The organism is Nocardia sp. NPDC051832 (assembly GCF_040681285.1).
Taxonomy (GTDB): Bacteria; Actinomycetota; Actinomycetes; order Mycobacteriales; family Mycobacteriaceae; genus Nocardia.
On record NZ_JBFAYL010000001.1, the window covers coordinates 1,233,096 to 1,258,268 of the forward strand.

Genomic DNA, 25,173 nt, shown 5'->3' on the forward strand with positions numbered 1-25,173 from the left:
CCGCGAGGGCGGCGGATTCGGGTTCCTAGAGGGCGTTGACTGCGTCGCATTCGTTCACTCCCACCGGTTTCCGCCAACCGCATCGGTTCGGTAGCCGTCGGCATGTCGCTGCTTCCGGGCAGATCAAGGAAGTTACATTCGAGCAATCCTCAACTAGAACTTTAGACATGTGACAGTAGTTGCTTAGTGTGATCGGTGATGCATCAAGAAGCAAGCACATGTGATTGCCGGTTCGAACCTGAATGGAGATGCTCGTGCCGTACCACAGACCGAAACGCTCCTACGTGCTCCCGGTTGTCACCACCCTCGCGGTCGCGGCCCCGCTCATGGCGCTGCACCTGGCCGATTCCACCGGTTATCGCACCGCCAACGACAGCGAATTCGCCGCCGTGCCCGCGCAACTGGCCGAGGTCGTGCTCAACTCGATCCCCGACATCACCGTGCCGATGCGAGAGCTCACCGGCCTGGAACTACCGGACCTACACCTATCCGACCTACGGAGATTGCCGCTACCGGCGACCATCCCGGTACCCGAGGGCCTGCCGCTCCCGGCCGGAGTCGAGCTACCCAGAGAAATCCCGATGCCCAGATTGGATTCCGGACAGAACGACCCCGGGCAGTACTCGGTACCCGGCACCACCACCCCGGCCCCGGCGCCCTCCGCCAACGGCCGTCCCGCCCCAGCTCAGAGCCCCACCTCGACCGGTCCGACGCCCGGCCCCTCCGCCGCGGTTCCCGGTCAGACACCCCCCGCGAGTGGCCAGACTCCTGGCAGCACCGCCACCATCCCCGGCCAGAGCGCGGCTCCGACCAGCCCGCCGCCCGCCCCCGCCCAGACCGGCGACGCACCCATGGCCTTCGACCAGAATTCCGTCGAAGCGCTGCTCGGCATGTTTTCCGAAATAACGGGCAACGATCGCCAGACCGGGACCGCCCAATCCAGCGATAGCGCGCCGAATGCGCAGTCACCCGCGCCCAGCGCACCGCGCTTCGTCGCGGACCCGGCACCGGTCACCGCACAGCCGATTCCCCAAACCGGCCCTGGCGCACCTCATCTCACGAACGATCCGGCCATCGTGAAGCCCAACGGTCCGGTCTTCGGGCCCGAAACCAGCCCGGACACACCGGCTCTCACCCCCGGCGCGGTCCCGCCGGAGGTGCTGGAGCAGCTGGGTGCGCAGGTGAAGGAACTGTCCCGCGACACCCCGTTCAGCGTGGTCGCCCTCACCGCCAAGGATCTCGCGGGCACCAAGGCGATGGTCCGGGCCAAGCAGCCCGACGGCAGCTGGGGACCCTGGTACGAGACCGAACCCGTCGACACCCACCGCAACGATCGCGGCGGGGCGAGCCGGACCAGTGGCACCGAACCCATCTACGTCGGCGCTACCAAGGCCGTGCAGATCCTGGTGACGCGCAAGGACGCGGTGCGGACCGACCCCGCCGTCCCCGCTCCGGTCGCCACCCCGGAAGCGCCCGGCGAACTCCAATTCCCCACCAAGAACGAGGTTTTCGGCGTCGACGTGCTGACCCCGCTGACCGCGGTGCTGATCGATCCGGGCCGCGGCGCCATCGACAGTGCCCTCACCGAGGTGGCCGCGGACCTGCCCGGCGGCGGCCCGAACGTCATCAGCCGCGCCGGCTGGGGCGCCGACGAGTCGATCCGCTGCGAAGACCCCACCTATGACGATTTCCTCGGCGGCATCACCGTGCACCACACCGCGGGCCGCAACGACTACGACAAGTCCGAGTCCGCCGGCATCGTCCGGGCCATCTACGCCTATCACGCGAAAACGCTGGGCTGGTGCGACATCGGCTACAACGCCCTGGTCGACAAGTACGGCCAGATCTTCGAGGGCCGCGCCGGCGGGCTGACCAAGCCGGTGCAGGGCGCGCACGCGGGCGGATTCAACGAGAACACCGCCGGTGTGGCGCTGATGGGCAATCACGTGTCGGAGCCGCCCTCGGACGCGGCGATCGACGCGGTCGGCCGATTCGTCGGCTGGCGCGCCAAAGTCGCGGGCCTGGACCCCAAGGGATCCACGGTGATGGAGTCCGAGGGCACCGAGTTCACCCCGATCCCGCAGGGCGGAACCATCGATCTGCCCATCGTTTTCGCGCACCGCGACGTCGGCAACACCACCTGCCCGGGTGACGCCGCCTACGCGATGATGGATCGGATCCGCGCGATCGCCGCCGACGCACCCGGCCCGGCCCCGCGCGCCGCCCAGCAGAACCAGCGCAAAGCCAACACCGCGCCGACCACCAAGGGCGCGCCCAAGCCGGCCGCGCCCCAGGAGACCGAAGAGGACGTGGAAAAGCTTGCGGCACTGACCGATCGGCTGCTCGGCATGCTCAACGACAACGTCATCGCCAAGTACTGGGCGGCCAAGGGCGGCGCGAACGGCCCGCTCGGCGCGCCCCGCTCCGAGCCGATGCCCGCCGCCCGCGGCGGTCAGTACGCGAAGTTCGTCAACGGCTACGTCTACAACCCGCCGAACGGCCAGGTCTTCGAGGTCGCGGGCAGCATCCTGGACCGGTTCATCGAGCTGGGCGGCGACGACGGCATGCTCGGTTTCCCGGTCAGCAATGTCTATCCGGTGCTGAACGGTCTGCGCTCGGATTTCCAGAATGGTTCGCTGATCGTCAACGAGCTGAACGGCATCGTCACGACGGTGTGGAAGGAAATCAACGCCGACCCGTACGCGGCAGGCGCCGTTCCGGACGCGGCCGCGCCGGTCGACGTCGCGGCTCCGGCCGAAGCCCCGGCTCCGGCTCCGGCCGCAGTATCTCCTCCCGCTGCGGAATCCGCGCCGGGCGCTGCGCCGCCCGCCGATATCACCGCCCCGGCGGACACGGCGCCCGAGGAGTGGGTCCAGCCCGAATTCCCGACGGAACCGGACCTTTACGTCGAGTGACGCTGCACCACGCTGACGGTGTGCTGATAACGGCGCACCGTCAGCGTCGTCTCAGGACCACCAGCGCTCGAGCACCTGGGCGACGCCGTCGTTGACGTTGGTGCCGGTGACCTCGTCCGCGGCGGCGATCGCCTCGGGATGCGCGTTGGCCATGGCGACGCCGTGCCCGGCCATGGCCAGCATCGGGACGTCATTGGGCATGTCGCCGAAGGCGATGATGGCGGAGTGCTCGACACCGAGGCGCTGCGCGACGAGGGCCAGGCCGGAGGCCTTGGTGACGCCGGGCGCGGACAGCTCGATCAGGCCGTGATCGGTGGAGTAGGTGATGTCGGCGCGGTCGCCGATCAGCGGGGCCAGCTTGGTCCGCATATCACCGCTGCGCATGTCACGGTGGCGGATCAGCATTTTGATGGCGGGGGAGTCGATCACTTCGTGCCGGGCCACCATGGTGTCGTCCGGATTCAGCCAGGCGTGTTCGTACTGCGGTGAGCTGACGAACTGCGGAGTGACCGCGTCGTGCGCGCTGGCGCCGACTCGCTCGGCGGCCAGCCCGCAGCCGGGTAGCGCGGACTCGGCCAGGTCGGCGATCCAGGACAGGGTGTCCACGTCGAGGGTGCGGCTGCTGAGCACGCTGTCGGTGGCGCTGTCGTAAATCACCGCGCCGTTGCCGCAGACGCAGAGCGGGGCATAGCCCAGCCCGTCGACCACGGGATCGATCCAGCGTGGCGGCCTGCCGGTGGCGAGGACGAAGGGCACACCGTCGGCGATCAGGGCGTCGACCACGGCCTTGGTCCGCGCGGTCACACGCTCGTCATGATCGATCAGCGTGCCGTCCACATCGGAGGCCACCATCTTGGGCTTGGGCAGGTGCAGGCGGGTCACCTATTCCATCCTGCCGGAAAACCGTCTCGGCGCGGTCGCGATCGCCACAGGGGTATGACGTGCGCCACTCAGCTCGGGCGACGCCAGATGTCGTCGTCGGGTTTGCCGAAGGGATCCGCCGGCGGCGACTGAACCGGCGGGCTCGCGCCGTTGCTCCCCGCGACCACCTGCGTCGGCGCGGCACCGAAGCCGTCGACGCGTTGCGTCGGCCCCGCGTCGACGGGCTGACCGGCCGGGGGCATGACCTGCGTCGGGCCCGCCCCGAACTGGTCCTGCGGCGGCGCGAAACCACCGAACTGATTGGGGGCGAAGGGATTCTGCGGCGGAAAACCGGCAGGCGGGTAGGCCGGACCGTACGGCGGATACGCCACCTCGCTGGGCCGGTAGGCCAGCCAACGGGCCGTCGGCGGCAACAACACCAGGATCAGGGTGGCGATCGGGAACACGATTCCGATCACACCGCCGATACCGGTGCTGACCAGATCGTCGTCGCTGAACCCGCTGACGACGGCCGCAGTGATGACCATGCTCGCGATCTGCGCCAGGATGTGGATCCCGCAGGCGACGGCGATCAGGATCCGCCCGATCGCTTTCCGCAGGAACAGCGTGACCGACCCGACCCCCAGCAACACCGCCGTGAGCAGCGAAATCCCGGCGCCCACCAGGATAAAGGCAGCAAACTCCTCGTCATCGCCGAGCAATTCCGAGGTGGCGAAGGCGAGCCACAGCACCGCGCCCCCGGCCAGCAACTGCGCCACAGCGCCCAGCGCGGCCAGCACCCCGGCGGCGATCGCGGTGCCGCCCCCAGGCGCCGGCTCCCAGCCCTGCGTGGGCCCATAGGGCTGATACCCACCGGGATTTTGCGGATAACTCACAGTCCCCCCTCATATCTGCTGAACGCGACCGCGCTCGTGCAGCCAGGATAGGCGCGCACCCCGACCCCCGCGACATGCCTGAGTTCCTCTCGCCTGCGCGAACCGGACCCTTCTCCTTATGATCAGTGCCACTGACCCCCCAGGTGAAAGACCGTGAGGACTGATGACCGGCTTCTTGCTGCGACGCGCTCTCAATTACGTCGTGCTGTTGCTGCTGGCGTCGTTCCTGACATTCGCTTTGGCTTCGTTGACCTTTCGGCCGCTGGATCGATACGAGCAGGCCAGTCCCCGGCCACCACAGTATGTGATCGACGCGAAAGCCAAGGAGCTGCATCTCGACGAACCGATCCCAGCGCGATACGTAACCTGGCTCAAAGGCATCCCCCATGGCGATTTCGGAAAGACCCTGGCCGGTCAGCCGGTGAGCGAAGAGCTGGGCCGCCGGGTCGGAGTGAGCTTGCGACTGTTGATCATCGGCGCGGTCCTGGGCACGGTGCTCGGGGTACTGATCGGCGCCGCCGGGGCGATCCGGCAATACAAGTTCAGCGACTATTTCACTACCGTGTTCTCGCTGCTGTTATTGAGCACACCGATCTTCCTGCTCGCCACCTTGCTGAAATATGGCGCGCTGGAAGTGAACTCACTGACCGGCCAGCAGATATTCCTCTATACCGGGGAAACATCGGCCAGCAACATCTCCGGATTCTGGCCACAGCTGGTCGACCGGGTGCAGCATCTGCTGCTGCCGACGATGGCGCTGGCGATGGGCGCGATGGCCGGATACAGCCGATATCAGCGCAATGCGATGCTCGACGTGCTGCAAAGCGATTTCATCCGGACCGCGCGAGCCAAGGGCCTCTCCCGGGGGAAGGCCCTCTACAAGCACGGGCTCCGGACCGCGCTCATCCCGATGGCGACCCTGTTCGCCTATAGCCTGGGTGGGTTGATCACCGGCGCGACGTTTACCGAGAAGATCTTCGGCTGGCACGGCGTCGGCGAATGGCTCGTCGATTCGATCAATGCCCAGGATCTGTATGTGGTGGTCACCGTGACCGCCTTCGCTGGACTGGTGGTACTCATCTCCGGGCTGCTGTCCGATGTGGTGCTGGCGATTCTCGATCCCCGGGTGCGTGTGGCATGACCGAAACCGAACTCATCGTCCAAGGCGCACCCCCGGCCGCAGCCGGGCGTCGAAAGCTGGTGTTGCGGAGGTTCTTACGTAACAAGCCCGCAGTGGCAGGCGGCGTCATCCTGATCACGCTCTTCGTGATCAGCTATGCGCTGCCGCCGTTCCTGGCCTACGACTACCAGCAGATGGATCCGACGGCGTTCCTGAAGCCGCCCAGTCCGAAACATCCGTTCGGCACCACCTTGATCGGCCAGGACGTCCTGGCTCAGACCCTGCGCGGCCTGCAAAAGTCGCTGACCATCGGCCTGTTCGTCGCCCTGATCTCCACCACCATCGCCGCCACGGCGGGGGCGGTGGCGGGATTGCTCGGCGGCTGGACCGACCGGGCGATCATGTGGCTCGTCGACCTCTTGCTGGTGATCCCCAGCTTCATCATCATCGCGATCTTCGCCCCGCGCACCAAGGGCAGCGGCTCGATCCTGATCTTGATCGTCCTGCTCGCCGCGTTCGGCTGGATGATCAGCGCGCGCATCGTGCGCGGGCTGACGTTGAGTCTGCGGGATCGCGAATTCGTCCGGGCGGCACGCTATATGGGCGCTCCGACCCGGTCGGTGATCGTCAGCCATATCGTGCCCAACATCGCCTCGATCCTGATCATCGACACCACGCTCGCGGTCGGCGCCGCCATCATGGCCGAAACCGGGTTGAGCTTCCTGGGCTTTGGTGTGCAGCCGCCGGACGTATCGTTGGGGTCGCTGATCGCAGCGGGTACCAAATCGGCGCTGACACACCCCTGGCTGTTCATGTTCGCGGGCGGATTCCTGGTCCTCACGGTGTTGTGCGCGAACCTCGTCGGCGACGGATTGCGCGACGCCTTCGATCCCAGCGCCAAGCGCGCACGGGCACGGAAGAAGGCGGCGGCATGAACCCGGTTGCGCTGGAGAAGAATTCGGCCGAGCCATTGCTGGAGGTCGCCGACCTGCGCGTGTCGTTCCCGAGCGAGGAGGGCCGCGTCGACGCGGTCCGCGGGGTCGACTACACCGTGTCGGACGGCGAGGTTCTCGCCATCGTCGGGGAATCCGGGTCCGGGAAGTCGGTGTCCTCGCTCGCGGTGATCGGGCTACTGCCGGAACAGGCGCGGGTACGTGGATCGATCCGGTTGCGCGGACGCGAACTGCTCGGGCTCGGCGATCGCCAGCTGTCGCGACTGCGCGGCAGTTCGGTGAGCATGGTCTTCCAGGACCCGCTCTCGGCCCTGACTCCGGTGTACCGGGTTGGCGAGCAAATCGCCGAAGCCCTTCTCGCGCACGGAAAGATGAGCAAGCAGGAAGCCGCGGCGAAGGCAGTCGAGCTGCTCGAACTCGTCGGCATCGATGATGCGCGGACGCGGGCCAGGGCGTTTCCGCACGAGTTCTCCGGCGGTATGCGCCAGCGCGTGGTGATCGCCATGGCCATCGCCAACGATCCCGAGCTGATCATCTGCGACGAACCCACCACCGCACTCGACGTGACCGTGCAAGCCCAGATCCTCAACCTGCTGCGCAAGGCGCGCGATATCACCGGCGCCGGGGTCGTCATGATCACCCACGACATGGGGATCGCGGCCACCATCGCCGACCGGGTCGCGGTGATGTACGCCGGCAAGATCGTCGAAACCGCCGCCGCGAATGAGCTATTCAACACGCCACGAATGCCCTACACCGTAGGCTTGCTCGGCTCCATCCCACGCATCGACGGCCCGCCCCGCACTGCGCTGATCCCGATCCTCGGGACTCCGCCGGCCGTGCACGCACTGCCACAGGGCTGTTCCTTCGCACCCCGCTGTCCCGTAGTCATCGACGAATGCCGGTCGGCGGAACCCGCTTTGGAGCCGATCGGTCCCGGGCATACGGCCGCCTGTATCCGCACCGCCGAGATCGGTACCACCGACCTCTTCACCGCCTACCGGCAGGAAATCACCGAGCCAGAAGCAGAAGCCCAAGTGCGACCGCAGGTGGTGCTGCGGGTGACCGACCTGGTCAAGACCTTCCCCCTCACCTCCGGCGTGGTGTTCCGGCGCCGCACCGGCGAGGTCCGCGCGGTCGATGGCATCAGCTTCGACGTGCACGCGGGCCGCACCCTGGCCCTGGTCGGTGAATCCGGTTCCGGGAAATCCACCACCCTCACCCAGATCCTGGATCTCGCACGGCCCGAGGCCGGCACCATTGAAATCCTCGGCCGTGACGTCAGCGCGATGACGAAGGCACAGAAGCGGGAGATCCGCAGGCAGATGCAAATCGTCTTCCAAGACCCCACCGCATCGCTGGACCCGCGCCTGCCGGTCTTCGACGCGCTCGCCGAGCCACTGCGCATCGATGGCCGGTCTCGCACCGAAATAGCGAGGCGCGTACCGCAACTGCTCGAACAGGTCGGATTGCAGCCCGAACACGCCGACCGCTATCCCGCCGACTTCTCCGGCGGCCAGAAACAGCGGATCAGCATCGCCCGCGCCCTCGCGCTCGATCCCGGTCTGCTGGTTCTCGACGAGCCGGTGTCCTCGCTCGACGTCTCCATCCAGGCCGGCATTCTGAACCTGCTGCGCGACTTGCAGACCGAACGCGGCCTCTCCTATCTGTTCGTGTCCCACGACCTTTCGGTGGTCCGCAACCTCGCTCACGACATCGCCGTCATGTACCGCGGCAAGATCGTCGAATCCGGGGCCGCCGAACAGATCTTCGCCGCGCCGCAACATGAGTACACCCGCAAACTGATCGATGCGGTACCCATCCCGGTCGCCGGCCGGTAGTCGAACGAAAGTCAGGAGTGCGCGATGCGGATTCGCTTGAGCCGAATGCGTTGTGCCGCAGTGGTAGTCGCTGTGGGGCTGATCGCGACCGGATGCGGATCCGGTGACGATCCTTCGACACAGGGATTGTCGGATGCCGTGGGAACCAGCAGCGACATCAACCCGAAACCGCGCGACGAGGTACGCGAGGGCGGGAACCTGCGGCTGCCGACGACGAATATCCCGGAGAACTGGAACTCGCTGTCGAACGACGGCAACAACGGTGAGTACGCCGATATCCAACGGCCGATGATGCCGCGCTCGTTCCATGTCGACGGCGCCGGCAACCTCAGCATCAACCGGGACTACTTCACCGATATCGCACTGATCGGCACCAATCCGCAGCGGGTCACCTACACCATCAACCCGAAGGCCTTCTGGTCCGACGGGAAGCCGATCACCTGGGAAGACATCCAGTCCCAGGCCAACGCGCTCAGCGGCAGGGACAAGCGGTTCCTGATCGCCATCACCAACGGTTTCGAATTCGTGGAGAAGGTGGAACGCGGCGTCGACGATCGGCAGGCGATTCTCACCTTCTCCCAGCCCTATGGCGAATGGCGCGGGCAGTTCTCCGGAAACGCCTCGCTGTTCCCGAAATCGGTGACCGCGGACCCGGATTCGTTCAACAACAGCCTGGTCTCCTCGATGGGGCCCACCGCTGGACCGTTCCAGCTGCGCACCATCGACCGGGGGCAGAGCCGGATCGTGCTGGAGCGCAATCCGAAATGGTGGGGTGAACCGGTCAAGCTCGAAACCATCACCTTCAGCGTGCTCGACCAGTCGGCCTGGCTGGGTGCGTTGCAGAACAACGAGATCGACCTGGCCCGGCTCGCCTCCATCGAAGATGTGAAGACGGTCGGTAATACCCCCGGGCTGGTTATCCGCCGGGCGCCCGGAAACCGCTGGCGACATCTGACTTTCAACGGGGCGCCCGGATCCATCCTGGCCGACCGAGCGGTGCGCGTGGCGATCTCCAAAGCTATCGACCGGCAGACCATCGCCACCGCGACACAGGCCGGTTTGGTCGAGCACCCGAAGCCGTTGAACAATCACATCTTCCTGGAGGGCCAGGAAGGCTACAAGGACAACAGTCTCGGCTTCGACCCCGCCGCGGCCGCCAAGGAACTGGACGCGCTCGGCTGGAAACTCAACGGGGACGTCCGTGAGAAGGACGGGCGGCAGCTGATCATTCGAGACGTCATGTACAACAATCCGCTCTGGGTGCAACTGGCTCAGATCATCCAGCAGAACCTGGCGGCGATCGGCGTGAAACTGATCATCGACACCAAGCCCGCGGTGGGCTTCTTCCCGGATGTCATCCAGAAGGGCGATTTCGATGTCGCGCAGTTCATTTGGCAGGGTGACGCTTTCGCGCTGGGCGGCGTCCGGCAGATCTACTACTACGACCCCAATGATCTGCAGGGCAACTACGGGCGCATCGGTTCCCCGGAGCTGAACGCGCTCATCGATCGGGCTCTTGCCGAACTGGATCCGAAGAAGGCCATCGAACTGGCCAACGAGATCGACCGGAAAGTGTTCGAGGAAGGCTTCTCGCTCCCCCTGACCCAGGACCCGGGAGCATTCGGGGTACGCGCGGAAGTGGCGAATATGGGTTCGCACGGGCTGGCGTCGTACGACTACACGAAGATCGGATTTGTGAAATGAGCACCAAGTATTCGCGGCGGCTGCGGCTCATCGCGGCGCCGGTGGCCGCCTTTTCGTTGATCCTGGCCGCATGCGGTGACGACAGCGGCGGCGTCACAGCCGGGACCAGCTCCATCGGCAAGACGAACGACATCAATCCGAAGAGCCGCGAGGAGATGCGGGACGGTGGAAACCTGCGCCTGCCCACGGGTGCGTTCCCCGCTACCTTCAATCCCCACCACATCGATTCCGACGGCGATGTCTCGAACATCCAAGCCTGGACGCTGCCCGGTCCCGCCACCTCCGATGTCACCGGCGAGATATCCACCGACAACGATTTCTTCAGCGATATCCAGCTGACGGGCACCGATCCCCAGCGGATCGTCTACACCATCAACCCCAAAGCCGTGTGGTCCGACGGCAGCCCGATCACCTGGGAAGACATGCGCTCGCAGGCGGAAGCGCTGAGCGGTCGCAACACCGCGTACAAGATCTCCGCCAGCCAGGGCTATAGCCGCCTGGACAAGGTCGAGCGCGGCGCGGACGATCGGCAAGCGATCGTCACCTTCGCTCAGCACTACGCGGAATGGCGCGGCCTTTTCAGCCAGTTGGTGCCCAAGGAACTGACCGCGACGCCGGAGGCCTTCGACAATCTGGCCAAGTCGGCCCCGGTCAAGTCGGCCGGCCCGTTCATCATCACCGATTTGGATCGATCGAAGCAGCGGATCGTGCTGAGCCGCAATCCGAAATGGTGGGGTGAGACCCCGAAACTGGATACCGTCACCTACAGCGTGCTCGATCGCGCCGCCTATCTGGGCGCACTCCAGAACAACGAGCTCGACGCCTTCGACCTGTCCGGCCTCGAAGAGGTCACGGCGGTGACCAGCACTCCGGGGCTGGTGGTGCGCCGTGCTTCCCGGCCGTACAACTCGCACTTCACCTTCAATGGCGCGCCCGGAGCGATCCTGTCGGATCCGCGACTGCGCTTGGCGATCTCGAAGGCGATCGACCGGCAGAGCATCGTCTCCGCGATTCAGAACGGCATCGTGGCGGATCCCAAGCCGCTCAACAACCACATCTATCTGAACGGCCAGAAGGGCTACCAGGACAACGCGGCTGTCGTCGCCTACGACCCGGCCGCCGCCGCGCGCATGCTCGACGAACTCGGCTGGAAGCTCAACGGCCAGTTCCGTGAAAAGGACGGGCGTCAGCTGGTTTTGCGCGATGTGATGTACCGGCAGGACACCTGGATCCAGACCGCGCAGATCGCCCAGCAGAACCTGGCGCAGGTCGGAGTCAAACTGGAAATCGAAACCTACGGCGGTGAACTGTTCACCGACGTGGTCGATCCCGGCAACTTCGATATCGTGCAATTCAGCTGGCAGCGCAGCGCTTTTCCGCTCGGCGCTTTGCCGCAGATCTACTCCTACGACCCGAACAACGTGCTGAGCAACAAAGGCCGGATCGGTTCACCGGAGCTGAACGCGCTGATCGAGGAAGTGATCTCCGAGCTCGACCCGGAGAAGGCGATCGAGCTCGCCAACAAGGCCGACACGATGATCTTCGAAATGGGGCATTCACTGCCGATCGCGCAGTCGGCCGGAAATGTCGCGGTCCGTGACAACGTGGCCAACTTCGGCGCGTTCGGTCTGGCCGATACCGACTACACCAAAGTCGGCTTCGTGAAGTGAGTTCGAGCCACCCGCTGACCTACCCGGTCGGCGTGACGATCGGCGCCCTCGCGGTGTGTACCGCTTGGGCGCCATTCGCCACTGCGAGCCAGGCTGCCGTGCTCGCCACTGTGGCGCTGGTCATCTTGGGCTACACGGCATTTCAGCTCGGTAGGGCGCGTGGTGCGCTGGCGGCCGGAGTGCCGGTTCCGTCTAACGCCGTCGTCAAACGCGTCCGCCAGGAACATCGGCTGCTCAGCCGCTCGTGGCTGGAACTCGCCGTTTCCGCGGCGTCCTCGATTTCTCCACAGCCATCCCCAGCCCCGTCAGCGGCCGGGAGCGGGAAATCCACCGATACCTATTGGCTTCCGGTCTATTTCGATCCAGCGCTGTTGTCCTGGACCGAGGGCACGGCGATGGTGGGCGATCACCTGATCCGTGTCGGCGACCTGCGTGTCTACCCTTCGGGCCGCGCTCGCACCGCGGAGCCCCCAGGTCGTCTAATCGACAATCCCTCGCGGATCGATCCCGAATCCGCCACCCTCGCAGTCACTTCCACCCGGCTCGCGCGCCGCCTGGTGCTCGATGCCCAATCGGCGGTGGCGGCGCCCTTCGCCGCCTTGCTCTGGGTGTATCTCGACGACGGCGGACTTCCGGCTTTCACCGGCGCGTTCTGCGTCGCGTTCGCCGCCGCGCTCTGGCTGTCCGCGATCCGCGGCTCCGATCCCAGCTAGCTCAGGACAGCAGGCCGAGGGCGTCTGCGTGGTCGAGGGTTTTGCGCACGTGCCAGACCAGTGGCACGTGCGTGGCTTCCGCGTAGGTCATCCATTCGAATTCGTCGTGCTCGTCGTCCGGTAGGTGCACCGCGCGGCTGATCTCGTTCTCGAAGCAGCCGAAGGTGACCGTGTGGAAGTCGATGTCGCGGCCCGCGGTGTCCGGGTTGACGAAATGGGTCAGCTCGTCGGTGACCAGGACGTCCAGTCCGGTTTCCTCGGCGACTTCGCGGCGGGCCGCGTCGGCGGGGCTTTCACCGGGCTCCACCGAGCCGCCTGGAATGTCCCATAATCCGCCCAGCGGCAAGGTCGGGTTGCGGTGCAGCAGTAGCACTTTGCCGGTGCGGATGGGCAGGGCGTGCGCCGTCCACCGCTGCTCCCCGTTGCGTTCTGTCATGTCCCACTCCCTCCTCCCGGTGTCGAGTCTGCCACGCTCGGCGGCGAGGTGGCTGGTCGACCAGAATTGGTCTTACCACTTGACCAACTGACCATCAGGGCGCACAGTAGGGGCATGGCGTTGCAACCTGTGGTCAAGCGGTCGGTGTCGGCGGATGTGTTCGAGCAGATCGCCGCGGACGTGCTCAGTGGTGAACTCGCCCCGGGCGCCACGCTGCCGAGTGAACGGCAGCTGGCCGAGGCGCTCGGGGTGTCGCGGCCGGCGGTGCGGGAGGCGTTGCAGCGGCTGGCCGCGGCCGGGCTGGTCGCGGTGCGGCAGGGCGACGCGACCACGGTGCTGGACTATCGGCGCGGGGCCGGGCTGGAGGTGCTGCCGCGGCTGCTGGTGCGGTCCGGCGTGCTCGAGCCCACGGTGGCGCGCAGCATTCTGGAGGCGCGGCTGCACAATGGGCCCAAGATCGCCGAGCTCGCCGCCGAAGCGGTCGCTCGCAGGCCGCCCGAAACGGCCGGCTCCACCGATCCGGACCAGGTGCGCGCGGAATTCGATCGGCTCATCGAAGCCCTTGCCGCCGAAGCGGATCCGATCGCCAAGCAGCGGCACGCGCTGGCGTATTGGGATCACGTGGTCGACACTGCCGACTCCATCGTGTTCGGCCTGATGTTCAACATGCTGCGCGCGGCCTACGAGCCCGCGCTCGCGGCACTCGCCCCGATCATGTCCGCCGAGGTGGACAACACCGCGGGCTACCGCGACCTGGCCGCCGCCATCGTGGCGGGCCGGCCGAAACAGGCCGCCAAACAGGCTCGGGCCCTGCTCGAACCGGCGACCAATGCCCTGATCAGCGCCCTCGGCGGCGCGTGATCACCTGCCATCGAGGAAGCACCATGAGCGATTCTGTTCCAGCCCAGCCTGATTCGACCCAGAAGCCGAAGCCGGCACTGCGCCGGGGGCTTTCCCTGGGTGCCGCGTTCCGCGAGTTCACCCGGCATCCCTCGCCGTGGATGATCGGTACGGCGCTGGTAGCGGCGCTGACGCTGCGCATCGCGGTGGGCGACTGGCAGCTCACCGACGCACTGCTGCCCGTGCTGATGCTCGCCGCGTTCCCCGCCTTCGAATGGGTGATCCACGTGCTGGTGCTGCACTGGCGGCCGAAGCGTCTGGGCCCGTTCCAGCTGGACAGTGAGCTGGCCCGGAAGCATCGTGAGCATCATGTGGATCCGCGCAATATCCCGCTGATCTTCATCCCCACGCGATCGCTGGTGGTGGTGATCGTGGCGCTGCTCGCGCTGACCGCGTTGGCGTTCCCGCGCCTGGGGCTCGGCCTGACGTTCTTGCTCACCATCACCGTGATCGGGCTCGGCTACGAGTGGACGCACTACCTCATCCACACCGATTACAAGCCGAAAACCGCTCTGTACAAGGCGGTGTGGAAGAACCACCGGCATCACCACTACAAGAACGAGCACTACTGGTTCACGGTGACCAGCTCCGGCACCGCCGATCGCCTCTTCGGCACTTATCCGGATCCGGCGGCCACCGCGACCTCGCCCACCGCTCGCAACCTGCACGCCCAGCCGAGCACCTGACGCGAACTCGACCGAAGGCGTCCCCACGCACGTGGGGGCGCCTTTTTTGCTGCGCGGAAATCGAACCGTTGACAAAATACCCTAGGGGGGTATGGTAATCGTCAGAGCGACGGCGAAGGTTCGTCGACAGACCGGAGGAGAGCATCATGAGCACCGCAGCCAGCACCGCCACCGTCACCGTCACCGGCATGACCTGCGGCGGCTGCGCCAACTCGGTCCGCACCGAGGTCGGCCGGATCGACGGGGTCACCTCTGTCGACATCGACCTGGCCAGCGGACTGGTGACCGTCGACAGCTCCGGCCCGGTCACCCGCGAAGCCCTCACCGCGGCCGTCACCAAGGCCGGATACCAGGTAACCGCTTGACCCGCCGGACCGTGGTGGCCCGGCTCGACCGGGCCACCGCGGTCCCCACCGACTACGACGGAGCAATCCGATGAACACCACCACCAAATTCGCCGGTTTCACCCTCGGCCTGGCCGCGGTCTTCGGGATCGCGATCGGCGCGGGGGCCCTGCTCGGCCCGGAACCGGCCACACCCGAGACCCACGACGCGAACGCCCATGGCGCTCCCGCCCCGGGCGCGGACCTGCCCGGTGGGCTGATGGTCACCGAATCCGGCTACACCCTGCGCCTGGACAGCCCCCAGGCGCCCGCCGCGGCGAATACCCCCGTACGGTTCCGGATCCTCGACAGCGCGGGCCGCCCGGTCACCCGGTACACCCGCGCCCACGACAAGGATCTGCACCTGATCGTGGTCCGTCGCGATATGGCCGCCTTCCAGCACGTCCACCCGGTGCTCGACGGCACCGGAACCTGGAGCGTCCCGCTGGACCTCAGCCGCGCGGGCGACTACCGGGTCTTCGCCGACTTCACCCCCGAGGGCGGCGCGAACCTGACCCTCGGCAGCGATCTGCGGGTCGCGGGCAACTACGACGCCCGGCCGCTACCCGCCCCGGCCGGCACCGCGACCGTCGGTGACTACAGCGTCACGCTGAACGGCACGATCACCCCCGGCGCCGCCTCGAAGGTCACCCTCGCGGTCGCCCGCAACGGACAACCGGTCACCGACCTACAGCCCTACCTCGGCGCCTACGGCCACCTGGTCGCGCTGCGCGCCGCCGACCTCGCCTACCTGCACGTCCATCCGGAAGGTGCGCCGGGCGACGGCGTCACCCCGGCGGGTCCCGGCATCACATTCTTCGTCAACGCCCCGAGCGCCGGCGACTACCGCCTGTTCCTGGACTTCCAGCACGAAGGCGTCGTGCGCACCGCCGAATTCACCGTCAGCGTCGGCCAGAGCACCGATCCGGCGCCCGCACCCAACCCCGAACCGGCAGCGCCCGGCCACGGGCACTGACCTCGAATGAACAGCTTCGGCCGCACCCCCGCTGAACCGCTTTTCCCAGAAAGGAACCTACGATGACCACCGTGACACAACCGTCCGCCGGGCAGGTCGAATTGGTGATCGGCGGGATGACCTGCGCGTCGTGCGCCAACCGCATCGAGAAGAAACTCAACAAACTCGACGGCGTCACCGCGACGGTGAATTACGCGACCGAAAAAGCGCGCGTGCATTTCACCGGCGATGTATCGCCCGAGGATTTGATCGCTACCGTCGAACAGACCGGATACACCGCGGCCCTGCCCGCTCCCCCGGTTTCGGAGCCGGAAGCCGCCGTCGCCGAACCCGACCCGACCGCTTCCTTGCGGACCCGGCTGCTGGTTTCGCTGGTCCTCACCGTCCCGGTGATCGCCATGGCGATGATCCCGGCGCTGCAATTCACCAACTGGCAGTGGCTCTCGCTGACCCTGGCCGCGCCGGTGGTGGTGTGGGGCGCGCTGCCGTTCCACCAGGCCGCCTGGACCAACCTGCGGCACGGCGCCGCCACCATGGACACCCTGGTGTCGATGGGCACGCTGGCCGCGTTCGCGTGGTCGCTGTACGCGCTGTTCTGGGGTACCGCCGGCACGCCCGGCATGAAGCACCCGTTCGAGCTCACCATCTCCCGGATGGACGGCACCGGCAATATCTACCTCGAAGCCGCCGCCGGCGTGACCACGTTCATTCTGGCCGGACGGTACTTCGAGGCCCGGTCCAAGCGCCGTGCCGGCGCCGCGCTGCGCGCGCTGCTCGAACTCGGCGCCAAGGAGGTCTCGGTGCTGCGCGACGGGTCCGAGCAGCGGATTTCGGTGGAGCAGTTGGCCGTCGGTGATCGGTTCGTGGTTCGGCCCGGTGAGAAGATCGCGACGGATGGCGTGGTGGTCGAGGGTTCCTCGGCGGTCGACGCGTCCATGCTGACCGGCGAATCGGTGCCGGTCGAGGTCGCACCCGAGGACACCGTGGTCGGTGCGACCGTCAATGTCGGCGGCCGGATCGTGGTGCGCGCCACCAGGATCGGCTCCGACACCCAGCTGGCGCAGATGGCCCGGCTGGTCGAGGACGCGCAGACCGGCAAGGCGCAGGCCCAGCGCCTGGCCGACAAGATCTCCGGGATCTTCGTGCCGATCGTGATCGCCCTGGCGGTGGCCACGCTCGGATTCTGGCTCGGCACCGGCGGTTCCGTCGCCGCGGCCTTCACCGCCGCGGTCGCGGTGCTGATCATCGCCTGCCCGTGCGCCCTGGGCCTGGCCACGCCGACCGCGCTGATGGTCGGCACCGGGCGCGGCGCGCAGCTCGGCATCCTGATCAAGGGGCCCGAGGTGCTGGAATCCACGCGGCGCGTGGACACCATCGTGCTGGACAAGACCGGCACGGTCACCACGGGCAAGATGACGCTGCTCGATGTCGTCGCCGCCGACGGCGAAGACGCCGCCGAGGTGCTGGAACTGGCGGGCGCACTGGAGGATTCCTCGGAACACCCCATCGCCCAGGCCATCGCCAGGGGTGCTCGCGACAAGGTCGGCACGCTGAAGCCGGTGCAGGACTTCACGAATATCGAAGGTCTCGGCGTGCAAGGCATGGTGGACGGGCACGCGGTGCTCGTCGGCCGGGTCCGGCTGCTGGCCGACTGGTCCCAGCACCTGGACGCCGACCTGGAACGCGCCGTCCACACCGCCGAAGCCGAGGGCAAGACCGCCGTCGCCGTCGGCTGGGACGGCCGGGCCCGCGGTGTGCTGGTGGTCGCCGACGCGGTGAAACCGACGTCCGCCGAAGCGATTTCGCAGCTGAAGGCGCTCGGCTTGACCCCGATCATGCTGACCGGCGACAACGCCGCCGCGGCCCGCGCCATCGCGGACGAGGTCGGTATCGACGAGGTCATCGCGGAGGTCATGCCGCAGGACAAGGTCGACACCGTCAAGCGGCTGCAAGCCGAAGGCAAGGTCGTCGCGATGGTCGGCGACGGCGTCAACGACGCGGCCGCCCTGGCGCAAGCCGATCTCGGCCTGGCCATGGGCACCGGCACCGATGTCGCCATCGAGGCCAGCGACCTCACCCTGGTTCGCGGTGACCTGCGGGCGGCGGCGGACGCGATTCGCCTGTCCCGCAAGACCCTCGGCACCATCAAGGGCAACCTGTTCTGGGCGTTCGCTTACAACATCGCCATGATCCCGCTGGCGATGGCGGGCCTGCTGAACCCGATGCTCGCCGGTGCCGCGATGGCCTTCAGTTCGGTCTTCGTCGTCACCAACAGCCTGCGCCTGCGCGGCTTCCGCTCCACCGCGGCATAACCGCGAACGAGCAAGGGCGGGACGGCATTCAGCCGTCCCGCCCTTGCTCGGTTTCAGCGGCTCGGTGGCCGGTTCTGCAGCAGATGGCCGGCCACTGGACGCCCGAGGGTGTAGAGGTTGTCCAGGGCCAGACGGAAGCCGTCGCTCTTGGCGTCGAGATGTTCGACGACGGTTTGGCCGGGATGCGGCTGATCGAAATTGCTGACGGTGCGCAGGGAGAGGTAGCGGTTGAGGTAGCCATGGCGGGACAGGGCCGTCGCGGTGGCGCTGTCTTCCATTTGGGTGGTGCAGTAGGTGCCTTCGCCTTGGGTACGCACGCCCATGATGTAGCCGGCGGTGTCGGAGAGCCGTTTGCCGGAGAAGTAGTCGTCGCCGGTGATGGTGTCGCACTTCATGACCGACGGGACGCGGCCGGCTTGCCCTGGATACTGGGCGCGTTCGGCGGCCGCGGCTTCGCTGTCGGCCAGCCGGATCCGTTCGGTGAGGCGGAACGCGGTGTCCACCAGGGCGTCGTCGAGGTGGTAGGCGGCGGTGTCGTACTTCTCGACCGGGCGGAAGCCGAAGGGGACCTCCGGGGCCTCGGCGGGGTCGAGGTGGTTGCCCAGATCGAAGTCGACGACCCAGCGGGCCCAGGCCGCCGAGCCGAGGGTGCCCTGATCGGGCGGGGTGCCGGCGATGCCGGTGGTCAGGAAGTAGGCGCGCGAGAAGTCGAACTTCGGGCTGTTCAGCGCGGCCATCATGGTGGCGGCGGCGTTGGATTTCCCCTGTCCGGTCTGGATGACGCACAGCCCGTCGGCATTGCACTGCACCGGCTTGTCCACGGTCGGCAGTTTCACGCTGATCGGCAGCGACTCCCGGGCCAGCCAGGCCCGATGCTCCGGATCGAACATGGTGATGATCAGCACGCCGACATCGACCTTGTTCTCGGACTTGTCGTCTCCCGCGCAACCGGCGACCAGCGTGCCGGCCACGGCCAGAGCCGCGGCAATCTTCCAGCAACGTAGCGTCATCGCGCGATCGTATGTCGCGGACGTCTGGAATGAACGGACCTGACGGTCCAGGAATTCGACCCTGAGAGCGGATGACGAGATTCGAACTCGCGACCCTCACCTTGGCAAGGTGATGCGCTACCACTGCGCTACATCCGCACGCCCGCCAGCGCCGGAAACCGGCACCATCGTGCGAACAAGAACTTTAGCCGGTACCCGGCGAATATTGAAATCCGCTGGTCAACAGCCTGGGCTCAGGGGGCGGGAGCGAGCAGGTCCGGCAGGGCGTCGAGGTTGTCGACGACCGTGCCGTAGCGGGTGGCCTGCGGCAGTTCGGCATGCAGATAGCCCCAGGGGCCGCGGCGGATCAAGACCGGTTTCATGCCCGCGGCGTGCGCGGGCAGGATGTCGTTGTCGATGCGATCGCCGACGTAGCAGATCTGCTCCGGTCGTACGCCCGCTACCTCGGCGACCTTCAAGAAGAACTTGGCGTCCGGCTTGTGCAGATCCCATTCGTCGGAGGTGTAGATGCCGTCCACCGGGAGGTCCATCCGCTCCAGCGCCGACTTCGCCTGCGGCGGCTGATTTCCCGCGATGATCAGCCGCAGTCCGCGGCTGCGCAGCTCGGCCAGCGCCCGGCGCACATCCGGGTACAGGTCATCGGCGTCGAAGTTGACCCGCAGGCTGCCGGGTTCGTCCGCGGCCCAGGCGATCTGCTCCGCCGCCACATCGATACCCGGCGAGACCAGCTCGAACGCGTCGGTGAGCGGGCGGCCTGTCGCCGCCATCCCGCCGATCACCCCGAGCAGCGCGAACCGCGGCACGCCGAGCCGGTCGGCCCACCGTGACCAGATCCGCGTCTCATCGATGAGCGTCTCGCCGACGTCGAACACCACCACCTTGATCATCGGAACAGCGTATCGGTGCCCGGCGGAGCGGGAATCCAGGCAAGTTTCGCCCGATGTCGTTTAGGGGTGTTAACGTCGCGCTCACGAGGCACTGCGCTTCGTCTTCACACAGGGGATCGGTTTCATGAGAATCAAGAAGTTCGCCGCCACAGCCTTGCTGGCAATCTCCGCGGTGGCGATCACCGGAGGCACCGCATACGCCGAACCTGCTACGGCGGCAAGCGAAATCAGTGCGACTCCGGTAGCCCTCGCACTCACCGACGACGGCATCGACTACACGATTTTGCAGGACGGCCGCGGCCCGATCGTGACCACGCTCGCCAATGGGATCTTCACCCTCACCGACGAAAAGCTCACCGTCACCAACAGCTCCGGAGCCGTCGTCGCGAGCGCGCCGCTGACCCTCGACGTCCAGGGCGAAAAGGTTTCCTGGCAGCCGAAGATCAGCAACGACGGCCGCACACTGACCGCGGATCCGGTCGCCGCGAACGTCAACGCACCCCAGATCACCGGGCCGAGCGCCCCTGCCATCGGACTCGTGGTCGGCGCCATCGCCGGCATGCTCGTCGGACTGGTGCTCGGCATGTTCACCCTCGGCCTGCTCATGCCGATCACCTTGATAGTCGGATTCGTCGCGGGAGCAATCATCGGATTCACCGTCGGCATGCAGCAGATCACCCCGCCGCCGCCCGCCGAACAGGGCCCGCCCGCCTGATACTTACCTCCGTCAGCTCACCCGTTGCGCACGGTCATTCCCGGTCCGGAGTGAAAGCGGCGACGTTGGCCGCGACCCAATCGGCGTAGGTATAGGGCCGGCGGCCGAGAACCGTCTCGACATCGTCGGTGAGTACGGCGTTGTCACCGGAGCGGACGTAGGCCTGGCCCGCGAGCGCGCCCTCGACGTACTGCGGGGACATTCCTGCGGCCCGCATGTGTTCGGCGGCAACGGAATGCGGGATGTCGGCGACATCGACCGGGCGGCCGAGGATCTCGGCGAGGATGGCGGCCTGGTCCGGCCCGCTGAGCAGTTCGGGACCGGTGAGGGTGTACAGGTTGTCCGAATGCTTTGCGGAGACAAGGGCTTCCACCGCTACCGCGGCGATGTCGCGTGGATCGATGACGCCCTGGGTTCCGGTGCCGGTGAGGTTGGGCACCGGCTGGCCGGAGCGAACGGCGTCGGCCCAGCTCAGGGTGTTGGTGGCGAATGAGGTGGGGCGCAGGATGGTCCATTCCAAACCGCTGTCGCGGACGGCGTTCTCGCCGGGCAGATGCCAGGTGCTGAAGTCGCCGAGCCCCGGCTCCCCGGTCCCGATCGCGGACAGTTTCACGAGCCGTCGCACCCCCGCCTGCCGCGCGGTGTCGACCAGCGCCCGATCGGTCTCGGCGTCCTCGGGGCCGAGCACGCCCACCAGGAACACCGCCTCCGCTCCCGCCATCGCGGCCGCCATCGACGCGCCGTCGGTGTAATCACCGCGCACCACCTCGACACCCTCGGGCGCCTGTGCCCGCCCCGGATCCCGCGTCACCGCGCGAACTTTCACCTCCCGCTCCGCCAACTGCCGAACGATCTCACTGCCGATAGTGCCCGTGGCACCGGTAACCAGAATCATGAATCCGAGCCTGCCGCCACCCACCCCCTCACCTATAGGAGAATTCGGCACGGTCGGCACAGCGGAAATTCTCTACAGTGGGTCCGGTGAGCACGCAGCAACTTCTCGCGCCGGAGACCGGCCCGACGCCGCCGGCCCGGGACGACGTGCTCGTCACCGCAGGCATCACGCCTCGGCAGGTGCTGACCACCGACCTTGTCGAGTCGACGATGCGGGCACCGGAATCGTTGCGGCCGTGGATCACCGAGCTCGGGTTTATCCCGACCGTCACGGACGTGTCGGCGCCGTTCACCCATGTCCCGCAGACCGCGACGACGATCGTGCTGCCCACCGAACAGTCCGGCTACCGGCATGCGATGGTTCTCGGACCGCAGACCCGGGCCCGGTACTCCGTCACCGACAAACCCGCGGGCTGCGTGCGTCTGCGCCTGGCTCCGGGAGCCACTCGCCAACTCCTCGGCGTTCCCGCCGTCGACCTGGCCAACCGGATGTACCGCCTTGAAGACCTCCCGGGCATCGCCGCGGATCTCGTCGCCGAACTGTCCGCACTCGCCCCGGCGGAAGTCTTCCCGTTTCTGGAATCCGTCCTCCCACAGCGCGTCTCCGACGACGCCACCGGCCGCGCGCACCGCAGCCTGCTGCACGCCGCGGTCGAATCCCTCAGCACCGCATCGACTCCGGTCCACACGCTGGCCACCGACCTGTCCGTCAGCGAGCGCCAGCTCCGCAACCTTTTCACCTCGGGGGTCGGTGTCTCCCCGAAGCACTTCGCGCGCATCGGCCGGGTCCGGACCGTCCTCGCGCACGCTGGGGACACTCCTTGGGCTCAGATCGCCGCGAATTCGGGCTACTACGACCAGTCCCACATGACCGCCGACTTCCGCACCCTCATGGGCGTGCCACCAGCCAAGTTCATCCAGGGCCACCGCCCTGCCCCGACCCCCTGCCAGGCCCCTGGCTGACCGAGGCCACACCCTGGCTCGTCCGCGGTGTGCCCGTGGCAGCCCGCAGGAATGAATCCTGCTCGCGAGTGTTGCTAGTACGCATGCGACTTGATGATTCCGCACGTGAACTGATCGGCGCGGGGGCCGACGCCACGCTGGTGACGGTCAACGCCGATGGGAGCCCGCAGGTCTCTGTCGTGTGGGTGGCCTTGCAGGAGACGCCCGACGGCGATGAGCTGGTGACCGCGCACCTGGGCGAATACCTCAAGGTCCGCAATGTCCGACGGGACAGCCGGGTCGCGGTGACGATCCTGGCCCAGGAACCCGGCGAACTGATGCGCCCCTACCTGGCCATCAAGGGCACCGCCCGAGTCGTCGAAGGCGGCGCCCCCGAACTCCTCACGGAACTGGCCCAAACCCTCGCCAGCCCGAACGTCGACTTCCCGCCCAAGGACGCCCCTCCCGGCCTCCTCACCCGCATCCGCATCGACAAGGTCGGCGGCATCGGCCCCTGGGCCTCCTAGTCAGGTGGGACATGAGCGAGGGCGCTACTCGGAGTTCGCCTCGGTCATGTCCCGCTTATTCGGCTGACTTCCGGCGGGCGGCGATCTCGGCGGCGTCGAGGGCGTCGGCTTCCTCGAGGGTGGGGGCGCTGCCGCCGAGGCGGGCGGGGACCCAGTAGGCGCCGGGTTCATGGACGTAGTCCTGCTGCAGGTCCAGGAGCATGGCCTGCATGGTGGAGCGGAGTTCGGCGGTCAGGTCGGCGGCCGGTTCGTAGGGCTGGATCGGCTTGCCGACGGCGATGGAGATCGGAGTGTTGGTGCGGCCCAGGCGCTTCGGGAAACCCTTGGTCCAGACCCGCTGCGCGCCCCAGATGACGATCGGGATGATCGGCACCCCGGATTCGAGGGCCATGCGGGCCGCGCCGGACTTGAATTCCTTGATCTCGAAGCTGCGGCTGATCGTCGCCTCGGGGTAGACGCCGACGAGTTCACCGCGCTTCAGGTAGTCGACGGCGGCCTGGTAGGAGTCGGCGCCGGCGCCCCGGTCCACCGGAATGTGCTTCAGCGCCCGCATGATCGGGCCGGAGATCGAGTTGTCGAACACTTCCTTCTTGGCCATGAACCGGATGTAGCGCTTGGGGGTGCGCGCGGGCAGGCCGGCATAGGTGAAGTCCATGTAGCCGGTGTGGTTGACCGCGAGCACGGCGCCACCCGAGGCGGGAATGTTCTCCGCGCCCTTGACGGTGAACTTCAGACCTTCGACGAAGAAGACGGTACGGGCCAGCCCGATGATCGTCCGGTAGACGGGTTCCACAAGTCCGCTAGCGTAGTCGCACCACCGCGGATGCGGCAGAGGCGAGGTCTGCGGGTCGGGCAGCGGTAGCGCGGCGGCAACCCATACGGCAAAGTGAGCACCGCAATTCCGAGTGAAGGAAGAGGATCGTCGAAGTGGAACGCGCTCGGCCGAAATCGCCTGTCTGCGTACGGAAAGCACCACGCGAGCGGCGGGTGCTGCTGAGCGGCCTGGCGGCGGCGCTTCTGCTCACCGGCTGCGATTCCGTCGCCGGAATCCCCGGCGACGAACCCAGTCCCGTTGCCGCTCCGGCTCGCACCACTCCCCCGGCGGCGATCCCCACGCCGGCGACCTCCACCCTGGCTCCGCCGCCCGCGGACGCGCCGCCGGTCGGCGTGGTGCCCGGCGTGCCCGAGGCCGCGCCCGCGTTGCAGCGCTGGGCCGCGGACCTGGGCTCGAAAACCCTTGCCGAGCTGCAGGACAAGTGCTGGATCATCCCACCGCGGAGCGCGCAGGCCATGTACGCCGACGAGGCGGCCATCCTGGCGGCGCTGGCCGAGCCGGGCACCGCCACCAAGAACACCGTGACCTGGAAGGGCACCGAAGTGACCGTCACCGCGGAACGGGACGCGGTCACCTCCGGCTACGCCTGCCCGCGTGTCTTCCCGGCGGGTACCCAGGCCGGATATGACGACGCCGACGCCCGGCACACGGTCCGCCGCTACCTCTCGCGATTCGTCGGCACACCCGTCGACCCCGCCGACAAAGAAGGCGACTACCCGCTGGTCTGCCCGGCGAGCCCGGCCACCTGGGACCCCAACGGCACCGGCAAACCCGTCCCCGCACCCTTGTTCAACAACCCCGGCCGCCTCACCGGCAGCATCAAGTTCGCTGATCAGCAGATCAGTTCCGAGCGCGTGCGCGGGGACTACATCGCCGTGACCGTGCCGGTCACCAATTCCTCGGGCGTCACCCAGACGCGTACATTTACCCTGGTCGAACAGGCGGAGGGGTACTGCATCGGGGATGTTTCGGGCTAGCCGTACCCTGGGTGACTGGT

The 25,173-nt window shown here is 67.2% G+C and carries 23 protein-coding genes and 1 tRNA gene; 16 read left to right on the plus strand and 8 right to left on the minus strand.

The window, feature by feature from the left end:
• Window positions 1-248 precede the first annotated feature (248 nt).
• Window positions 249-2,915 (plus strand): N-acetylmuramoyl-L-alanine amidase, encoded by a 2,667-nt coding sequence (locus tag AB0M14_RS05420; protein ID WP_364989059.1) that lies wholly within the window; start codon window positions 249-251, stop codon window positions 2,913-2,915.
• Window positions 2,916-2,966: 51 nt separating this feature from the next.
• On the opposite strand, the gene AB0M14_RS05425 is transcribed toward AB0M14_RS05420, so the two are convergent.
• Entirely contained in the window at window positions 2,967-3,788 is an 822-nt protein-coding gene (locus tag AB0M14_RS05425) for an HAD family hydrolase (RefSeq protein ID WP_364991333.1), read from the minus strand.
• A 77-nt stretch (window positions 3,789-3,865) separates the two neighbouring features.
• Window positions 3,866-4,672 (minus strand): hypothetical protein, encoded by an 807-nt coding sequence (locus AB0M14_RS05430; RefSeq protein ID WP_364989061.1) that lies wholly within the window; start codon window positions 4,670-4,672, stop codon window positions 3,866-3,868.
• Window positions 4,673-4,835: 163 nt separating this feature from the next.
• Between AB0M14_RS05430 and AB0M14_RS05435 the strand changes: the two genes are divergently transcribed.
• Genes AB0M14_RS05435 through AB0M14_RS05460 form a run of 6 tightly spaced genes read left to right on the plus strand, consistent with a single transcriptional unit; the run spans window position 4,836 to window position 12,673 of the window.
• The gene (locus AB0M14_RS05435; protein ID WP_364989063.1) at window positions 4,836-5,813 is read left to right on the plus strand and encodes an ABC transporter permease; all 978 of its coding nucleotides are present in this window, start codon (window positions 4,836-4,838) and stop codon (window positions 5,811-5,813) included.
• Window positions 5,810-6,727 (plus strand): ABC transporter permease, encoded by a 918-nt coding sequence (locus tag AB0M14_RS05440; RefSeq protein WP_364989065.1) that lies wholly within the window; start codon window positions 5,810-5,812, stop codon window positions 6,725-6,727. Before AB0M14_RS05435 ends, AB0M14_RS05440 begins: the two co-directional genes overlap by 4 nt.
• Window positions 6,724-8,586 carry an ABC transporter ATP-binding protein gene (locus AB0M14_RS05445; protein WP_364989067.1) on the plus strand — a complete coding sequence of 621 codons (1,863 nt, stop codon included), beginning with the start codon at window positions 6,724-6,726 and terminating at the stop codon, window positions 8,584-8,586. The genes AB0M14_RS05440 and AB0M14_RS05445 overlap by 4 nt, the downstream gene beginning before the upstream one ends.
• A gap of 24 nt (window positions 8,587-8,610) precedes the next feature.
• Complete coding sequence (locus tag AB0M14_RS05450) at window positions 8,611-10,290, plus strand: ABC transporter family substrate-binding protein (RefSeq protein WP_364989069.1); 1,680 nt, start codon at window positions 8,611-8,613, stop codon at window positions 10,288-10,290.
• The gene (locus AB0M14_RS05455) at window positions 10,287-11,960 is read left to right on the plus strand and encodes an ABC transporter family substrate-binding protein (protein WP_364989072.1); all 1,674 of its coding nucleotides are present in this window, start codon (window positions 10,287-10,289) and stop codon (window positions 11,958-11,960) included. The genes AB0M14_RS05450 and AB0M14_RS05455 overlap by 4 nt, the downstream gene beginning before the upstream one ends.
• A complete protein-coding gene (locus AB0M14_RS05460) occupies window positions 11,957-12,673 on the plus strand; it encodes a hypothetical protein (RefSeq protein ID WP_364989074.1) in 717 nt (238 codons plus the stop codon). The genes AB0M14_RS05455 and AB0M14_RS05460 overlap by 4 nt, the downstream gene beginning before the upstream one ends.
• Window position 12,674: 1 nt before the next feature.
• Here AB0M14_RS05460 and AB0M14_RS05465 read toward each other — a convergent pair whose 3' ends face one another.
• Complete coding sequence (locus tag AB0M14_RS05465; RefSeq protein ID WP_364989077.1) at window positions 12,675-13,109, minus strand: NUDIX hydrolase; 435 nt, start codon at window positions 13,107-13,109, stop codon at window positions 12,675-12,677.
• A 114-nt stretch (window positions 13,110-13,223) separates the two neighbouring features.
• Between AB0M14_RS05465 and AB0M14_RS05470 the strand changes: the two genes are divergently transcribed.
• The 5 genes from AB0M14_RS05470 (at window position 13,224) to AB0M14_RS05490 (ending at window position 18,366) form a co-directional block, all read left to right on the plus strand.
• Entirely contained in the window at window positions 13,224-13,970 is a 747-nt protein-coding gene (locus AB0M14_RS05470; RefSeq protein ID WP_364989079.1) for a GntR family transcriptional regulator, read from the plus strand.
• A 23-nt stretch (window positions 13,971-13,993) separates the two neighbouring features.
• Window positions 13,994-14,695 (plus strand): sterol desaturase family protein, encoded by a 702-nt coding sequence (locus tag AB0M14_RS05475; protein ID WP_364989082.1) that lies wholly within the window; start codon window positions 13,994-13,996, stop codon window positions 14,693-14,695.
• A gap of 146 nt (window positions 14,696-14,841) precedes the next feature.
• Window positions 14,842-15,060, plus strand: a complete 219-nt coding sequence (locus AB0M14_RS05480; protein ID WP_364989084.1) for a heavy metal-associated domain-containing protein — start codon at window positions 14,842-14,844, stop codon at window positions 15,058-15,060.
• Window positions 15,061-15,130: 70 nt separating this feature from the next.
• Entirely contained in the window at window positions 15,131-16,054 is a 924-nt protein-coding gene (locus AB0M14_RS05485; RefSeq protein ID WP_364989087.1) for a hypothetical protein, read from the plus strand.
• 62 nt (window positions 16,055-16,116) lie between these two features.
• Entirely contained in the window at window positions 16,117-18,366 is a 2,250-nt protein-coding gene (locus AB0M14_RS05490; protein WP_364989089.1) for a heavy metal translocating P-type ATPase, read from the plus strand.
• Window positions 18,367-18,419: 53 nt separating this feature from the next.
• Here the strand turns inward: AB0M14_RS05490 and AB0M14_RS05495 are convergent, their stop codons facing one another.
• From AB0M14_RS05495 to AB0M14_RS05505, 3 genes are all read right to left on the minus strand, one after another.
• On the minus strand, window positions 18,420-19,376 hold the full coding sequence (locus AB0M14_RS05495; protein WP_364989091.1) for a purine nucleoside permease: 957 nt from the start codon (window positions 19,374-19,376) through the stop codon (window positions 18,420-18,422).
• Between the two features lie 66 nt (window positions 19,377-19,442).
• Window positions 19,443-19,514, minus strand: a tRNA-Gly gene (locus AB0M14_RS05500).
• Between the two features lie 95 nt (window positions 19,515-19,609).
• Window positions 19,610-20,263: an HAD family hydrolase gene (locus tag AB0M14_RS05505; protein WP_364989093.1), complete on the minus strand. Its 654-nt coding sequence runs from the start codon at window positions 20,261-20,263 to the stop codon at window positions 19,610-19,612.
• Window positions 20,264-20,387: 124 nt separating this feature from the next.
• On the opposite strand from AB0M14_RS05505, the gene AB0M14_RS05510 reads away from it, so the two are divergent.
• Entirely contained in the window at window positions 20,388-20,978 is a 591-nt protein-coding gene (locus AB0M14_RS05510; RefSeq protein ID WP_364989094.1) for a hypothetical protein, read from the plus strand.
• Window positions 20,979-21,012: 34 nt separating this feature from the next.
• On the opposite strand, the gene AB0M14_RS05515 is transcribed toward AB0M14_RS05510, so the two are convergent.
• Entirely contained in the window at window positions 21,013-21,873 is an 861-nt protein-coding gene (locus AB0M14_RS05515) for an NAD(P)H-binding protein (RefSeq protein ID WP_364989096.1), read from the minus strand.
• A gap of 86 nt (window positions 21,874-21,959) precedes the next feature.
• Here AB0M14_RS05515 and AB0M14_RS05520 point away from each other — a divergent pair, with 86 nt between their 5' ends.
• Entirely contained in the window at window positions 21,960-22,835 is an 876-nt protein-coding gene (locus AB0M14_RS05520) for a helix-turn-helix domain-containing protein (RefSeq protein ID WP_364989099.1), read from the plus strand.
• An 83-nt stretch (window positions 22,836-22,918) separates the two neighbouring features.
• Window positions 22,919-23,341: a TIGR03618 family F420-dependent PPOX class oxidoreductase gene (locus tag AB0M14_RS05525; protein ID WP_364989101.1), complete on the plus strand. Its 423-nt coding sequence runs from the start codon at window positions 22,919-22,921 to the stop codon at window positions 23,339-23,341.
• A 55-nt stretch (window positions 23,342-23,396) separates the two neighbouring features.
• Here AB0M14_RS05525 and AB0M14_RS05530 read toward each other — a convergent pair whose 3' ends face one another.
• Window positions 23,397-24,134, minus strand: coding sequence for a lysophospholipid acyltransferase family protein (locus tag AB0M14_RS05530; RefSeq protein ID WP_364989104.1), 738 nt, complete (start codon window positions 24,132-24,134; stop codon window positions 23,397-23,399).
• 134 nt (window positions 24,135-24,268) lie between these two features.
• Between AB0M14_RS05530 and AB0M14_RS05535 the strand changes: the two genes are divergently transcribed.
• Entirely contained in the window at window positions 24,269-25,153 is an 885-nt protein-coding gene (locus tag AB0M14_RS05535) for a hypothetical protein (protein WP_364989106.1), read from the plus strand.
• Window positions 25,154-25,173: the final 20 nt, after the last annotated feature.

What these genes read in the sequence shown, in the direction of transcription:
- AB0M14_RS05420 (WP_364989059.1), top strand. Translation starts at nt 249, where the DNA reads ATGCTCGTGCCGTACCACAGACCGAAACGCTCCTACGTGCTCCCGGTT.
- AB0M14_RS05435 (WP_364989063.1), top strand. Translation starts at nt 4,836, where the DNA reads ATGACCGGCTTCTTGCTGCGACGCGCTCTCAATTACGTCGTGCTGTTG.
- AB0M14_RS05440 (WP_364989065.1), top strand. Translation starts at nt 5,810, where the DNA reads ATGACCGAAACCGAACTCATCGTCCAAGGCGCACCCCCGGCCGCAGCC.
- AB0M14_RS05445 (WP_364989067.1), top strand. Translation starts at nt 6,724, where the DNA reads ATGAACCCGGTTGCGCTGGAGAAGAATTCGGCCGAGCCATTGCTGGAG.
- AB0M14_RS05450 (WP_364989069.1), top strand. Translation starts at nt 8,611, where the DNA reads ATGCGGATTCGCTTGAGCCGAATGCGTTGTGCCGCAGTGGTAGTCGCT.
- AB0M14_RS05455 (WP_364989072.1), top strand. Translation starts at nt 10,287, where the DNA reads ATGAGCACCAAGTATTCGCGGCGGCTGCGGCTCATCGCGGCGCCGGTG.
- AB0M14_RS05465 (WP_364989077.1), bottom strand. Translation starts at nt 13,109, where the DNA reads ATGACAGAACGCAACGGGGAGCAGCGGTGGACGGCGCACGCCCTGCCC.
- AB0M14_RS05470 (WP_364989079.1), top strand. Translation starts at nt 13,224, where the DNA reads ATGGCGTTGCAACCTGTGGTCAAGCGGTCGGTGTCGGCGGATGTGTTC.
- AB0M14_RS05475 (WP_364989082.1), top strand. Translation starts at nt 13,994, where the DNA reads ATGAGCGATTCTGTTCCAGCCCAGCCTGATTCGACCCAGAAGCCGAAG.
- AB0M14_RS05480 (WP_364989084.1), top strand. Translation starts at nt 14,842, where the DNA reads ATGAGCACCGCAGCCAGCACCGCCACCGTCACCGTCACCGGCATGACC.
- AB0M14_RS05485 (WP_364989087.1), top strand. Translation starts at nt 15,131, where the DNA reads ATGAACACCACCACCAAATTCGCCGGTTTCACCCTCGGCCTGGCCGCG.
- AB0M14_RS05490 (WP_364989089.1), top strand. Translation starts at nt 16,117, where the DNA reads ATGACCACCGTGACACAACCGTCCGCCGGGCAGGTCGAATTGGTGATC.
- AB0M14_RS05495 (WP_364989091.1), bottom strand. Translation starts at nt 19,376, where the DNA reads ATGACGCTACGTTGCTGGAAGATTGCCGCGGCTCTGGCCGTGGCCGGC.
- AB0M14_RS05505 (WP_364989093.1), bottom strand. Translation starts at nt 20,263, where the DNA reads ATGATCAAGGTGGTGGTGTTCGACGTCGGCGAGACGCTCATCGATGAG.
- AB0M14_RS05510 (WP_364989094.1), top strand. Translation starts at nt 20,388, where the DNA reads ATGAGAATCAAGAAGTTCGCCGCCACAGCCTTGCTGGCAATCTCCGCG.
- AB0M14_RS05515 (WP_364989096.1), bottom strand. Translation starts at nt 21,873, where the DNA reads ATGATTCTGGTTACCGGTGCCACGGGCACTATCGGCAGTGAGATCGTT.
- AB0M14_RS05525 (WP_364989101.1), top strand. Translation starts at nt 22,919, where the DNA reads ATGCGACTTGATGATTCCGCACGTGAACTGATCGGCGCGGGGGCCGAC.